Source organism: Pseudoalteromonas holothuriae (assembly GCF_945859825.1).
Taxonomy (GTDB): Bacteria; Pseudomonadota; Gammaproteobacteria; order Enterobacterales; family Alteromonadaceae; genus Pseudoalteromonas; species Pseudoalteromonas holothuriae.
Map to the genome: position 1 here is coordinate 1 of NZ_CAMAPC010000016.1, position 13,658 is coordinate 13,658.

Here is a 13,658-nt window from a genome sequence, read left to right on the forward strand (position 1 = left end):
CTGCTGTTTGAATGCCCCCACTGACAACGGTATTAATTTGCTCGCTCTTAATGACTTCGCTGCCATGCTTGTTATGCTCAAACGTCGTGGTCAGCTTTAAGCCGCTTGGGTCAACAATACTAGCCGTAACACGGCCTACATTATCGTACTGGGTCTCAACTTGATTGCCATTAGCATCGGTGACTAAGTACACGCGGTTATTTTTATCGTACTGTTTATGTGACTGCACCTCATCGTTGAGTAACGTTTTGATGAGATTACCACTGGCATCATATTCAAACGCGCTGGTGCTCAGGGTATTACCTTGTGTATCAAGTTGTGTTACTGACGCTACTTGCCCTTGGCCGTTACGCGTGGTTTTAACTTGCGCGCCATTTGGTTGGAACACTGTAGTGGTATTCGTGCTGTCTTCGTACTCATAGCGCGTGCTATGCCCTGACGCATTTTTAACTGACAGTTTACGCCCTTGCATATCGTAGCGAGTTTCTATTGTGCGCGTGGCACCATCCACCACTTGTGTGGTACTCACTACCCGACCAATTTTATCATCGGTGCCATTAACGCTGTCACTGATATCAGTCTCATTGCCGTTGCCGTCAATGGTTTTGGTTAAACGACCAAAGGCATCGTATTCTTTATGAGTTGTTTGGGTAAGGCTTGCGGCGTTTAAAGTACTTGACGTTTGCAAGCCGCGCTTATCGTAACCAAACTCGGTATGAATAAGCGCCTTGCCAGCTTCATTGCGCTGTTTATTAAATAGCGTTGCATGGGTTTGTTGTGACTGTTTAACTAGCTGCGCAAAGGCATTGTACTCAAGGATGGTTTTATACCCTTGCGCATCGGTTTTTTCACTGACCAAGCCCCGTGTATCGTAGTCTAGTTGCTCATGAAATTGCTCACTATCGGCTAGCTTGTCTGTTAAATAAGCCGCAACTGTTTTTGTACCATCGCTGGTTTTGTTACTAACAAGGCCCCCAATCAAGCCCGCAGAGCTAATCTGTTCGGCACTTAATTGGGTATGATAACGCAGTACATCGGTACGTTGATTGAACGTGTTATAACGATACTCAGTCACTTGACCTTCGCCGTCAATTTGATAGCGCCTATTGCCTTGCGCATCATAGTAATAACGGGTTTGTGCCCCTTCGCGGTCGCTCGTTAGGCGAATATTGCCTAAAATATCGTATTCGGTGCGGGCACCTTCTTGAGCCGCTTTGCTGTTAATTTGTGCTTGGGTGGCATCCGCGCCAAGCTCTGCATTTTGACTGCCGTCTAAACTAGATACCAAACGCCCTTGTTGGTCATATTGGTAGCGCTCGGTGCTAATATCACCTCGCTTTGCGTCCTTTTTGCTAACCTCTACTAGCTGCCCCATGGCATCGTAGTGATAATGAGTTTCAGATGAATCAGCGCGGAGCTCTCGTTCAACCTGCCCATTGGCATTGTAGGTCCAACGGGTGGTGGTTTTATCCCCATCAGGCAGCGCTAAAGGCATGCCAATGATGTGGTTGCGCACTTGGTTGTGATAAGTGCTTTGTGATTGTTTTTGACCGTCTTTGTTGTAAGTGAAGGTGGTCAGTGCTCCATCCGCTGAGAGCGAGCCAATAACGCGACCTTGACCATCGTAAAAAGTGTGGTGAATGCGGTCGTGGGGTGACTCTATGATATGGCCCGGTAGGCCGGTGTTTTTGTAGCGACGCTGCGCAATTTCATTACCTGCTTTATCGTAGTAATATTGAGTTACATAGCCTTGTGGGTCGGTTTTATATTCCAGCTGACCCGCAGTAGTATAGTGAAAGTAGTCATCTCTAGATGCATCAGATATCGTCACCTTTTGCATATTTATGACACTGCCATTAGCGCCTTTTCTCGGGTTACCTAATGCTTTAAAGTAAACATCGCCATCCCATTGCTCATCAGTAACTTCAATGCGATGGGACCACGTTTTTCCAATTATTTCTGACTGCTTGTACACCTGTAAAGTAATACCATCCTTATCTGTTATCCAACGAGCGACTAAGGTATCATTTGCATTGTAGCTACCAAGATAGCGACTTATTGGGATCGCCTGTCTAGCACTACCTGCCTCGGTATACTTTACTTCCAACTCTCCAGAGTTTAACTTCAAACTATAGCGAAATCGATTCTTTAAAGTGTTATCAAGTGTCGCTAGCAAATAACTGTCTTCAGCTATATCTCCAATAGTAAAAGTAGTTTCTATTACTTTATTGTCTGATAATGAAAATCCTTGCAAGCTCTGATAGCTGGGCCACTGACTACTACTTGTTGCATCCCTTGTAAAAATAACTTGGTCACCCTCAACATTCACCGATTTATGATGACTTAGCTTGAAAGCATCACTAATATGTATATTTTCTATTTTAAATTGGCCGCTTGTTGCGCTTGGTGCTGGCCCTAATGCTTTAAAATAAGTACTGCCATACCAAAGTGTATCGGTTACTTCAATTGAGTGAGTTTTGGCTGTATGTGCACCCAACTCCTCATTATAAACTGTCAGAGTTGCTCCGTTTTGGTGCATATCCCAGCGTACAACAAGCTTGTCACCGGCACTATAATTACCTAAAGATTTATTGCTAACTTCCCTACTGTGATTGTAGTAACTTGCTGCTATTTCACCATCTCTTAATCGCAAACTGTAGCGGAATCGATTGCCACTACTCAACTTTTCAAGGTTGTCTAGTCCTGCCAATAAGTAGCTCTCGTTAGTATTACCAGTTATGCTTATTACCGTTTGAAATGAGCGTCCCTCCATTAATGAAAAAGCGTTTTTCGATGTCATTTCAGGCCAATTCGACTCTGCGGTATCACTATGGCGGAATACAACGCCCCCCGAATTATCCGCATGAAAGCCATCACCCTCTTTATAGTCGAACAGAGATATGCCAGTATCTGATGTTGAAGTTTGTCGTTCAACTGTCTGAAGTTCGCCTAATTGGCTCACTTTCATTTTAATAACGCTACCATTTGCGTCAGGTCTTGGGTTGCCAATAGCCTTAAAATACAGCGAATTTATACCTAAAGCACCTTCCAAATCTGCTGAATTTAGTTTATGAACAATTGCTGTGCTGGCACCTGTTGATTTATTATAAATGGACAGTTTGACACCTAAGCTTGATGTATCCCAGCGAGCAACCCAAGTTTGATTGGCTTGGTATGTGGCTACAGTCTTGTTGATAATTGATTTAGAGTTTTTGTAGTAACTTACCTGTATTTTACCGTCTGTGAAGCGAACGCTATATCTAAAGCGCTTATTGCTGCTTAGTGTGTGTGTATTGTCTAACCCCGCTAGCAAGTATGAGCCAGATGCTTCAGACCCTATTTCTAGTTCCGTTACAATAGTTTTGTTATCAGTCAATGAAAAGTTTCTATTAGAAACTAAATAAGGATATGTTGACCTGGATGTGTTTGCCCGCTCAAATACGAACTGCTCTTTCTCTTCGCGGGTGTGTGAATCGTTATTCTTTAAAGAAAAATGCCCATGAATATTGGGTGTTAAGAGTTGTGCTAATCGTCCTCTTAAAAAAGCATTTTCACTTAAAGGCGCTGCATGACGCTTGGTTGCTACTAGTCGGCCTGTTTTATTGTATATGTATTCTTTACCGTACCCTTGAGCATCTATTTTAAATGCAATCTTACCTGCTGATGTATAGAGCGTATAGCTACTTCGGTTTTCTGCATGATTGTCCTGCTCTTTAAGGTCGTTATCAAGTTGTGCGAGGGTTTTGACCATCGCGCCACCTGAGGAAAGCCACTGTGAGGTGTTGACCTTTTGTGCGTATTGAATGGTTTGTGTTACCCGACCTGCTTGGTCATAGTGTAGACGAGTGACTGCGCCTGTTTTGCTCACCGTGGCTGCTTTATTGCCCGACTCATCATATAAGGTATAGCTAATCGCCCCCTGTTTGTCTTTCGTGGCAACCGCTTGGCCTTCGCGGTTATAGTAAATACGTTCTGTACCATAAATGTTATTACCCAGCGAGGTGCCTTCAACATTCACAACCAATTGCCCTGCTTTGTCAAACACCTGTGTTTGCCACAAGCCATTAGCGTATTGTGTGCCAATGCGTTGGTTGGCATCATCGTAAGTGTAAGTGGTTTGCGCTTGATTGGCGTCGGTTTTGCTGAGCAAGCGCCCTAAGCCATCGTAGCTGTAGGTGGTACTAAAGTCGTTATCTGTGCCTTGGGTAATAACACCACGTGGGGTGGTTTCTTGTAATAACTTACCATGCGCGTCATACACATAGCGTGTGGTGTTGCCATCAATTCCTTGACCCTGGCTGTTTACGCTGTTGTAGCGGGTTACGGTGCTCAGTTGGCCTCTAAAGTCGTAGCTATAATCACTGCGTTGTTGGGTTTTATCTTCAAAGCTCATATAGCTCTGTAGTGCAGTCAGATCTCGTTCAGTACTGCTGTAGAGCGCCTTGGTGTATACATGTTGGCTAACGCGTTGGCCTAAAGCATTGTAACGATACTCTACTACGCTGCTGTCAGCACCTAAAGTAAAGCGCAGACGCTGATTGTTGTCATAAATAAAGTAGTTGGTATTGTCGCCCTTTTGTTCTGATATTAGTTGGTTATACTTGTTATAGCTGTTCGTAATTGTGACCCCATCCGCATCTATTTGAGTCGTTAGGTTACCGATATCGTCATAGAAGAAAGTCTTTTCTTGACCTAAGCCATTTTGAATTTCTATCACTTGCCCCGCGTTATTGTACTCATACTCTTCTCGTACATGCTGACCATCTATGACACGCTCAATGGCCGCGAGCCGCTTGTTTGAATTGAAGTAGTAGTCAATCTGCGAATTACCTAACGTTACACGCGTGTGTGAATCAGACACATATTGATAAGCAGTGGTATTGCCCTGTCCGTCTTGTAGGGTTTTAACGCGGTAATCATCACCATGCGCTTCATAGCCTATAGTCAGTGCCGTACCGTCTGATTGGCTAACAGTGCGAACGCGGTTGCTATCACCGTGGTAGGTGTATTTGGTTTCATACACCTTGCCATCGGCAATAGAATTGTCATCAGGAGTTAAATCGACTTTAACTGATGACAGGCGCTGGTTGCCATCATACCCATAGTACACCCGAGTTTGTGCATTGCTTGTGCCTGCTTGGGTTTGAATGCGCTCAAGTAACCCTTGGGCGTTATACTGGAGTGATGTTGTTTCAGTACCACTGTCTGTTTTAGTGGTAATATGACTTGCTCGGCCTTGTGCATAGGTAATTGTTGTTTCATGACCTTGCTGACTGAGCATCGCTGTTAAGCGACCTTGTGTATCGTAACGCTCTAATTGGTTTTGACCATCAATATTCAGTGTGGCACTGCCATCGCTGCTCAGCGTTAACGTATCATGAGCACCACTGCCCGATGTACTTACATAATGGCCCTTAGCCGCATCATAGTTAAAGCGCTGAGCAAAGCCATCCGCCGTCACCCGTGTAACCACACTGCCCGCTTGGTTCTTTGTGCCTTCAAGTGAGATTGACTTTAAAAACCCTAAGCGCCATTGGTCGTTATTTCCAAGCAAATTGTCACTATCAAAATGTCCCAAACTATTGTAGGTACGCATCACGCCCAAGCCTAAGCCCAGCCCTTTCACTTGTTCATCTTGATTTTGTAGAACTAAATTACCCGTGGCTGCATTAACAAATATATTCTCTGATGCTTGTCCGTGCGCCGCACGATTGTGGTGATCTAGGTGTGAAGAAGTGTTGTTGAAAAGACCTAAGCCTTCGCCTGAAATAATAGCGCTCATTAAATGCTCATTTTATTTTTATTAATCTAAATACCTCTTCCACGTTTTTTTTAAAATGTTTAATATAAATTTGGTTTTTTACGTTTTTTTTAACAAAATTGTATCTATCTGAACAACATGCCCTCATAAAAAGCTAAAAGTGATTTAACTTTTTTGGAAAATGAAGGAAGAGGTAGTAAAGAGAGTTTTAAAGTTGGATATTAAATGACACAGTTAACCACTGCCGTTTGCAATTGGGTTGATGATTGTATTGCACAAGGCGCTGATAAGGAGTTTATTTTTAAAGTGCTTAGTGACGAAGACCCTGACGCACTTTTTGCTTACATAGAAAGTGCACATACGAATAAATTGATGATAAAAGAGAGTGATGTCTCTGAGCATGAGCAAACTCATTTATATGATATTCCACAAAATATATTATTTTTACCGAATGCGAAGGAGTGTCTAATAGGCGACTGTAGATTACTGAAAGTGGATGGTTTTTTAAATGAGCTTGAAACAAATACATTATTAAATAGCACAAGAATGAATATGCTGAATAATAGCCTAGTCACTGAACTTAGCCATTGTGATGACTATAAAAGCACAAAGACCTATGATTTATCATTGGTGGGTGACGTATTAGTAAAAGATATAGATACACGAATTTGTAAGTTAGTTGGCGTTGATAGGGTATGCAGCAGCCCACTATATTTACAAACTTATGAGTGTTTTCAAAGTACACATCAACGTAATGCTATGTTAGACATGAGTATATTCTCTGTTGTGATTTACCTGTCACAAGATATGCATGCAAGAGCAACCCAATTTCCTCAACTTAATAGTGATCTTGTGTTTGAGCAAGGTGATTTTGTATTTTGGCAAAACAAGTTAGTGAGTGGACAAAGTGACGAACAGATGTGTTATTTGCACAACCCCAATCCGGGCAAACAGCAGCATATGTTGGTTAAATATTTTTACTCATATAACAATCGATTACTCTATAAAAAAACGTTAAATGAGATGGTAGAAAACTACACCTTGGATGGGTTCAAAAAAGTAACGTTAGAGGAAGGTTTTGTTAAAAAATTAACCGATTTTTATCATAATAACAAAGAGCTAGATGAAGAAGAGCTTCAAGGTGAAGGCGATTTTATTAAAAGCGAAGTTAAACATATATCACCAAGCCATTTGCTTAAATTATCCGACTCTATGTGTACATATATACATCAAACCATGCAGCCTTTATTGTCGAGTTGGGCGGGTGTAGAGCTTGAACCAACTTATGTATATGGTATAAGAACATATCATAATGGGGCAACTTTAAAACCGCATAGAGATCGCATTGCTACTCATGTTATAAGTTGCATCATTAATGTACACCAAGATATTGATATTGAGTGGCCTCTACAAATTGAAGATAACCTTTATCGAACTCATTCAATGATTTTAAAGCCAGGTGAAGCCATTTTTTACGAAAGCGCTAGGCTTGAACACAGCCGGGTTGAGCCATTGGTTGGAAGAGCGTACGCTAATATATTTTGTCATTTTATACCGACAGGTTATATTCCACCTCAATTGTAATTTGCATAACAGTAAAGTGTTATGCAAATTTTATTAAAACATTGATTATTCTAGCGAGCTAAATGACCCATGTAGAATAACTACATACTGAAACGTTTGCTGCCTAGTTACTAAACCATTTATCAGCCGCAATATCTGGTCATTTATTTAATGCAATTGGTATTACTGGATCCAATAATAATAAAGTGAATCGAAAAGCATAGATATGAGTATTGAAAATTATGAAGAGTGGGTTCAATGGTGCAAGGTTAACCTTCAACGAGGGTGTTGTGTTGAAGAGATGGTACAGCTAATTTGTAAAGAAGGTGTACCGCTAAATTATGTTAAAGAGTTACTAGGCGATGATTACCCTGATCACCTAGATTTCAATTTACTTGCAACTGTTGCTATTACTCGAAATCCAAAAGTAAAAAAAATTGATACAGATAAAGCCCAAATTTTTTGGGTGCCTCACTTTATGATCCCTTCTGAGTGTGAGCAGGTAATATCGATCATAGATTCTAAATTACGTCCTTCAGAAGTAACGGCATCAAATGGTGATGACTTATTTCGAACAAGCAGTACATGCTACTTAGAAGAGCAAAGTCATCCATTTATAAATGTATTAGATATGCGAATTGCTCAGACAATGGGACTACCCAGTTTTAACTCCGAGCCAATACAAGGGCAAAAATATGATATTGGGCAAGAGTTTAAAGCGCATACTGATTTTTTTAATGCGGGTGAACCTGATTATGGGAGGTACACTACACCTTTAGGTCAAAGGACATGGAGTTTTATGGTCTACCTAAATACAACACCTAAAGGTGGCGAGACATTTTTTGAAAAGCTAGACATGGAGTTTTCACCTCAGCAAGGCTGCGCACTCGTTTGGAACAATCTAAATACGTTAGGCTTTGGAAATTCATCAACGTTACATCATGCTAAGCCCGTATTAGAAGGGTGTAAGTATGTTATTACGAAGTGGTTTAGGACGCGTTCATTTGAATAAAATAAGGGATTGCTCATTCACTGTCAGGTAAAATCAAAACTGTATTTTGATATGGCTTTTGCAATGTCTTTTAGTCATTGTATTTTATAAAGAATATCCAGCTAGAACGTGATAACTTAATTTTAGTGAGTTGATGTCTAAACCGCGTATTTAATGTTTGCTCAATACATCAAGTGACGCTTAGTTTTCTGCTTTAAAACTGTACTTTCCCTCTGAGGTTTTTGGTTTGTCCGCGTTTTACTTTACTTTCTACTCGTTTACGTTTTGCGCTTCTCGTTGGTTTGGTTTCACGGCGTGCTTTTTGCATTTTTGTGGCCTCTAAGATGAGGTTTTTGAGCCTTTGTAGTGCCTCTTCTTTATTCATTTCTTGGGTGCGGTGAGACTGCGATTTTATGACCACAACCCCCTCTTTTGTAATACGATTATCGTTGAGTGCTAATAAGCGTTGTTTATAAAACTCAGGCAGTGAAGAGTTTCCGATGTCAAACTTGAGGTGGATGGCACTGGATACTTTATTAACATTCTGACCACCCGCCCCTTGAGCACGAATGGCATTGAGTTCTATTTCCCATGAAGCAATTTCAACATGGTTGGAGATGCGTAACATAATGAGTACTGAGTGGGTTATTCATGCGGTGATCTTATCATATCTAACATAGTGATAAAAATTTGCCTATGCGATAGCTTTTGCTCTAGGCTCGCACTCATCAAGGTAACCATCTTTTATTTGTATTATACGATTAGCAAGTGCAGCTTGTTCATTGTCGTGTGTCACCATGATAATACTGGTGCCTTGCGCATTTATATCTTTAAGTAAAGACATAATGCCATCGGCCATTTTTGAATCTAAATTCCCTGTCGGCTCATCAGCTAAAATCATAGAAGGGGAGCCTGCGACCGCTCGTGCAATGGCAACACGTTGTTGTTGACCACCTGACAGCTGCGATGGATAGTGACTTTTCCTCCCAGCAAGCCCTACTTGTTGCAAAGCTTGCATTATACGTTGGTCACGCTCACTAGCGGTAAATTTTCTATAGCGCAGCGGCATATCGATATTATCGTATAAATTAAGTTCAGGAATAAGGTTAAAGCTTTGAAAAATAAAGCCGATTTTTTCATTACGATAAGACGATTTCTGTTTATCTTTCATGTTAGAAACGTCGTTCCCATCAAGCTCATAAAGGCCAGCACTGTGATCTTCTAGTAAACCTGCAATATTTAAGAAGGTGGTTTTACCTGAGCCTGAGGGCCCTATTACACTGACAAACTCTCCTTGTTCAATGACTAAATTAAAAGGTTGTAAAGCCTGAGTTTTTACGCTGTCTGTAAAGAATGTTTTGGTAATATTTTGCATCTTCAACATACGTCGGTCCTTGTTATTGTAATATGCGCACACTTTGTGCGTCTTTAAAAATCTCTGTATCAGAAACTATCACGCGATCACCTTGCTTTAGACCTGAAATAATTTCTACTTGTGCCAAACTGCGTGACCCTAATTTGACTGGTGTTTTAATCGCTTCCTCGCCGTTTAATACATAAGCAAATTGACCGTTATGGCTATTAATAAACTGCCCTCTGGGTAAAAAAGCTGTATTGTTTTTTTGCTCAAGTATTATACGTGTAGTTAGGCGCTGATTTTGTCTAAGGCCGGTTAGCGTGTTATCTTTAAAGCGAACTTTACCCCTAACGGTCCCTTGAGATATTTCAGGAGAAATAGCAACAAGTTCACCGCTATATTGGGATTGATTAAGTGTGATCTGTGTTTCCATACCAAGCGCTAAGTCATCTGCGTAGCTTTCGGGAATTTGTATCTCTAATTCATATTGGGTGAGATCTATGACTCTTAAGAGTGCTTGATTTTTTGCTACGGCATTTTTTTGTTGAACATTTAAATTACCCACTATTCCTGTAACAGGTGACGCAATTTGTAAGCCATCTACTTGTCGTTTTAATTCTGTGACTTTAACTTTTTGTGATTCCAGCTCAAGCTCACGAGTTTGAATTTCAAATTTCTGGCTCTCTTTGAGTAGCGCAACCTCTTTAAGTACATGCTGATATTCACGCTTTGCATTTTGTAAATCATCTTTGGCTTTTTGATAATCTATATCACTGATTACATTGTCTTTCATTGCTTCTTCAGAGCGCCGCATTTCTCTTTGTGCGGCATTGAGTGCTACTTCAGCTTTGCCAATGAGGTTATCTTGCTGCAGGTTTGACTTTTTTACTTGAATTTTCTCTCGCTCAAGGTGGGTTTTTAATTTGGTTAAATTTGCAAGCTCTTGATTGTAAAGGCTTTTTAGCTCGTGACTTTCTATGTTTGCCAAAGCTTGCCCTTTTACTACGCTATCTCCAGCTTCAACAAGATACGTTACGGTACCTTGGGCAGGGCTATAAAGCACTGGACGCCTAGCCGCAATCACTTTTCCTTGTAATGAAAAGTCTTTGATGAATAGGCCTTTTTCTACTTGAGCAATTCTAAGCTTATCGAGTGCAATGGCACTTTTTCCGCTACTCCAATTTGCAAACGCGGGCGCAATAATAAAATAGGAAAATACAAGCAGCGCAATGAGCCCTGAGATGGTAATGAAGAGGGTTACTTTTGAGTGTTGTTTTTGTATTTGTGTATCTTGAGTGCTGGTATCTGATATATACGTCATATGTAATCCTTTTTCCCATTTGACGGTCAAACTATATTGGCTCTTATTTCAATTCATTTTTAAAATTACGACAGAGACATGATAAAGATATGTAACTAAAATACATTGTTTTTTAAAGTATGTCACTAAAGTTAATTTTTTGTATTGATTTTTTCATCATTCATTTATTTTTTGGAATGTTAGTCCTGATCTGATGATTTACCTCCTTTTTTCTTAGTCAATTCTAAATACCTGCTTTCAATGAATTTTTTCTCTTTTGTAAGGTGCTTTAAAGCTTGTTTTGTTTGTTCAAGCTCAGTTTTTATTTCGTTTAAATCTGTGCCTTCATGTGTGTTGTCTGCTTGCAAAGAAAGTTGCTCTAGCGCTTGGTTCTGTTCGGCAATTTGCTGTTTGTAACTGTTTATTATGTCAGTCATGGTTGCTTTCTCACGCTCAAAGTTTGTTGCCATTTTCTGAATACTTTCAGTGGGAGGCTCTGTTTGTGATTGGATTGCTTCATATTTTTCTTGTAATTGTTGATGCTCTTTTTGTAATGTTTCAATTTCATCATGCTGGCTATATAGCTTCTTTTTGGCATGTTTAAGTATGCCTGTGCTTTTATCTAGGTCGCCTTTTAATTTTCTAATTAGTGCATGAGATTGAATCAGTTTCTGGTTCAGAGCTTTGATAGAAGCTTCTTCTTTGGGCGTTATATGATCTTTTGTTGAGTTGCGAATTTCGTTGAGTTGCTGCTCTAAAGTGTTTTGGATAAGTGACAGTTGCGCAATCGTGTCACTATTATCGTTAACGTAATTGAGCGCATTGTCGACCGATTCTCTACAGATATTTAAAATGTCTTGGTTTTGTGTGTTAGGCTGTTGTTGGATCATGCCCGTTGCAAAGTGTCTAAATTCGCGCAGTATAAGTAGCAAGATGTAAAACCATGCTGCTAAAATGAGTAAACCAATGTTGATGGCGATATACTGGTAAACATCAGCGGGTAAATTGAAACTCTGCATTGTATTTTTTACTTACTTCAATTGGAAACTATTGTTCAGTTTAGTGATACATAAAAAATATGCCTATAATAAAAAACAAGTTTTTGTATAAAGTGGTTAAATGTGAAGATATTAATTGTTGATGATAGCCAAGCAACGTTAGAGATTGTGAGGCGAGCGTTAGAAAAGTTTGGTTATCGAAAGCTATTGATCAGAAAAGCCAGTAGCGTAAAAGGCGCTTTAAAAGAAATCGGCAACTGGCAACCTGATATTGTTTTAACCGACTGGTATATGCCTGATTTGTCAGGGCTAGCGCTGCTGCGAGCAATAAAAAAACGACAATTGAATATGACGGTTGCTATGATCACAACGGTTGATGAGAAGGAGCAAGTAGATGAAGCACTGCAGGCAGGTGCTCGATTTGTACTCTCAAAACCATTTTCAGATCAAGATTTACACGAGCAATTACTGCCGTTGGTTCAAGGCACTGAAGAAAGCCTAATTATGCTTGAGGAAGTCGAAATTAATGGTGAGCTTGCGCTACCAAAGCTTAATCAACTAGAGCGCCTAATTCATAAGCATGTTGATAAAGAGCTTGTTATTCAATCAATAAAACCACAATATTTTGATGAAACGAAAGTGCCATGTGTGATGGCCATGTACGAAGATAGAAATACGCAAAAAGTGAGAGCTGTTGGCTTATTAGATGTGTATGCCACTTGTATATTAGCCAGTAGCCATCATGATATTGATAAACAAGAAATTCACCAAGCAATTCATCAAAATATCCTTTCAAATGACATTTTAGAGTCTTGTAAGCACACTCTCAGTGCGACAGCTTATGCGTTTTTAGATAAGCGTACCCGCATGAGCTTACGTATAAAAGCGGTTAAGTTTATTGGTACCCCTTTTAGGAAGTTAGAATCTCTTTATGAAACGCAATTAGATAGCCGAATTGATTTTAGTTGCCAGCGCGATGGTATGGCACTTGGAAAAGTATTGTTAGTAGGCTTTTAGTTATTTAGGTAAGGACATCTACCAATTGACTGGGATCATTTACGCCGGACTTTTTGAGTGCATCTTGCAGAGCTCTTGATACGCTCAGTAGCTGTATTTGCAATTGCGCTAAGTACTCTGTTTGCTGCTTAACTAAATCTTGTTTTATTTGAGCGTCTAAGTCATTTCTAGATTTGAGGCTTTCAAGGATTTTTTGTTGTTCTTCAATTTGTTCTTTTAACTCTTTCTTCTGCTCTATTAGCGCTTCTATGTGTGCCGGTAATTTTGATTTACTTTTCCCCTTTTCTGATTGTTCAGTTTGTTGTGTTGATAATGTATTCGTATCACGTTGAGATAACCGTAATGGCTTTCCAACCTCTTTGGTCAGCAGGCTATTATTTGATGAGGTGTTTGATTTGGCACTCACTGCGGGTTGATGAATTGTTGGCGTTATTTTCATAATAAGGGAGTATTTAGCTACAGTATATGTGCTTATCGGCAGCGAGCGAAAAAACCTGAGTATGGTCTGTTAAATAGAGTGGCATCCATGCCACTGCAAGTGCTTGGGATGAATGGAACTGATGTAGCTGTAAAATACCTGCTAACGTGCTTACTTTCGCGCTTTATGGAAAAGCAAAAGTAACAAATTAAACGCGTTAACCTTAGTCCTGGATAAGCTATTTAGTCCTCTA

At 40.1% G+C, this 13,658-nt stretch carries 9 protein-coding genes; 3 read left to right on the plus strand and 6 right to left on the minus strand.

Features of this window, described 5'->3' with window-relative positions; all coding sequences use genetic code 11:
* On the minus strand, window positions 1-5,782 hold a 5,782-nt coding region (locus OCI93_RS16210), incomplete at its 3' end, for a DUF6531 domain-containing protein (RefSeq protein ID WP_261626829.1).
* A gap of 204 nt (window positions 5,783-5,986) precedes the next feature.
* Between OCI93_RS16210 and OCI93_RS16215 the strand changes: the two genes are divergently transcribed.
* Both OCI93_RS16215 and OCI93_RS16220 read left to right on the plus strand, forming a co-directional pair.
* Window positions 5,987-7,345, plus strand: a complete 1,359-nt coding sequence (locus tag OCI93_RS16215) for a hypothetical protein (protein WP_261594506.1) — start codon at window positions 5,987-5,989, stop codon at window positions 7,343-7,345.
* A gap of 205 nt (window positions 7,346-7,550) precedes the next feature.
* Window positions 7,551-8,336, plus strand: a complete 786-nt coding sequence (locus OCI93_RS16220) for a prolyl hydroxylase family protein (RefSeq protein WP_261626830.1) — start codon at window positions 7,551-7,553, stop codon at window positions 8,334-8,336.
* Window positions 8,337-8,529: 193 nt separating this feature from the next.
* Here the strand turns inward: OCI93_RS16220 and arfB are convergent, their stop codons facing one another.
* The 4 genes from arfB to OCI93_RS16240 all read right to left on the minus strand — a co-directional run bounded on the left by arfB (window position 8,530) and on the right by OCI93_RS16240 (window position 11,991).
* Window positions 8,530-8,943 carry an alternative ribosome rescue aminoacyl-tRNA hydrolase ArfB gene (gene arfB / locus OCI93_RS16225; protein WP_261594504.1) on the minus strand — a complete coding sequence of 138 codons (414 nt, stop codon included), beginning with the start codon at window positions 8,941-8,943 and terminating at the stop codon, window positions 8,530-8,532.
* Window positions 8,944-9,009: 66 nt separating this feature from the next.
* Window positions 9,010-9,699, minus strand: coding sequence for an ABC transporter ATP-binding protein (locus OCI93_RS16230; protein ID WP_261594503.1), 690 nt, complete (start codon window positions 9,697-9,699; stop codon window positions 9,010-9,012).
* A 13-nt stretch (window positions 9,700-9,712) separates the two neighbouring features.
* On the minus strand, window positions 9,713-10,993 hold the full coding sequence (locus tag OCI93_RS16235; RefSeq protein WP_261594502.1) for an efflux RND transporter periplasmic adaptor subunit: 1,281 nt from the start codon (window positions 10,991-10,993) through the stop codon (window positions 9,713-9,715).
* Window positions 10,994-11,172: 179 nt separating this feature from the next.
* Window positions 11,173-11,991 (minus strand): coiled-coil domain-containing protein, encoded by an 819-nt coding sequence (locus OCI93_RS16240; RefSeq protein ID WP_261594501.1) that lies wholly within the window; start codon window positions 11,989-11,991, stop codon window positions 11,173-11,175.
* A gap of 102 nt (window positions 11,992-12,093) precedes the next feature.
* Here OCI93_RS16240 and OCI93_RS16245 point away from each other — a divergent pair, with 102 nt between their 5' ends.
* Window positions 12,094-12,987: a response regulator gene (locus tag OCI93_RS16245; RefSeq protein ID WP_261594500.1), complete on the plus strand. Its 894-nt coding sequence runs from the start codon at window positions 12,094-12,096 to the stop codon at window positions 12,985-12,987.
* Window positions 12,988-12,991: 4 nt separating this feature from the next.
* Here the strand turns inward: OCI93_RS16245 and OCI93_RS16250 are convergent, their stop codons facing one another.
* Window positions 12,992-13,426: a hypothetical protein gene (locus tag OCI93_RS16250; RefSeq protein ID WP_261594499.1), complete on the minus strand. Its 435-nt coding sequence runs from the start codon at window positions 13,424-13,426 to the stop codon at window positions 12,992-12,994.
* Between the last annotated feature and the right edge of the window lie 232 nt (window positions 13,427-13,658).

Bases quoted from the DNA above. Each gene is read 5' to 3' on its own strand.
- OCI93_RS16240 (WP_261594501.1), bottom strand. From the start codon at position 11,991: ATGCAGAGTTTCAATTTACCCGCTGATGTTTACCAGTATATCGCCATC.
- OCI93_RS16250 (WP_261594499.1), bottom strand. From the start codon at position 13,426: ATGAAAATAACGCCAACAATTCATCAACCCGCAGTGAGTGCCAAATCA.
- OCI93_RS16235 (WP_261594502.1), bottom strand. From the start codon at position 10,993: ATGACGTATATATCAGATACCAGCACTCAAGATACACAAATACAAAAA.
- arfB (WP_261594504.1), bottom strand. From the start codon at position 8,943: ATGTTACGCATCTCCAACCATGTTGAAATTGCTTCATGGGAAATAGAA.
- OCI93_RS16215 (WP_261594506.1), top strand. From the start codon at position 5,987: ATGACACAGTTAACCACTGCCGTTTGCAATTGGGTTGATGATTGTATT.
- OCI93_RS16220 (WP_261626830.1), top strand. From the start codon at position 7,551: ATGAGTATTGAAAATTATGAAGAGTGGGTTCAATGGTGCAAGGTTAAC.
- OCI93_RS16230 (WP_261594503.1), bottom strand. From the start codon at position 9,699: ATGTTGAAGATGCAAAATATTACCAAAACATTCTTTACAGACAGCGTA.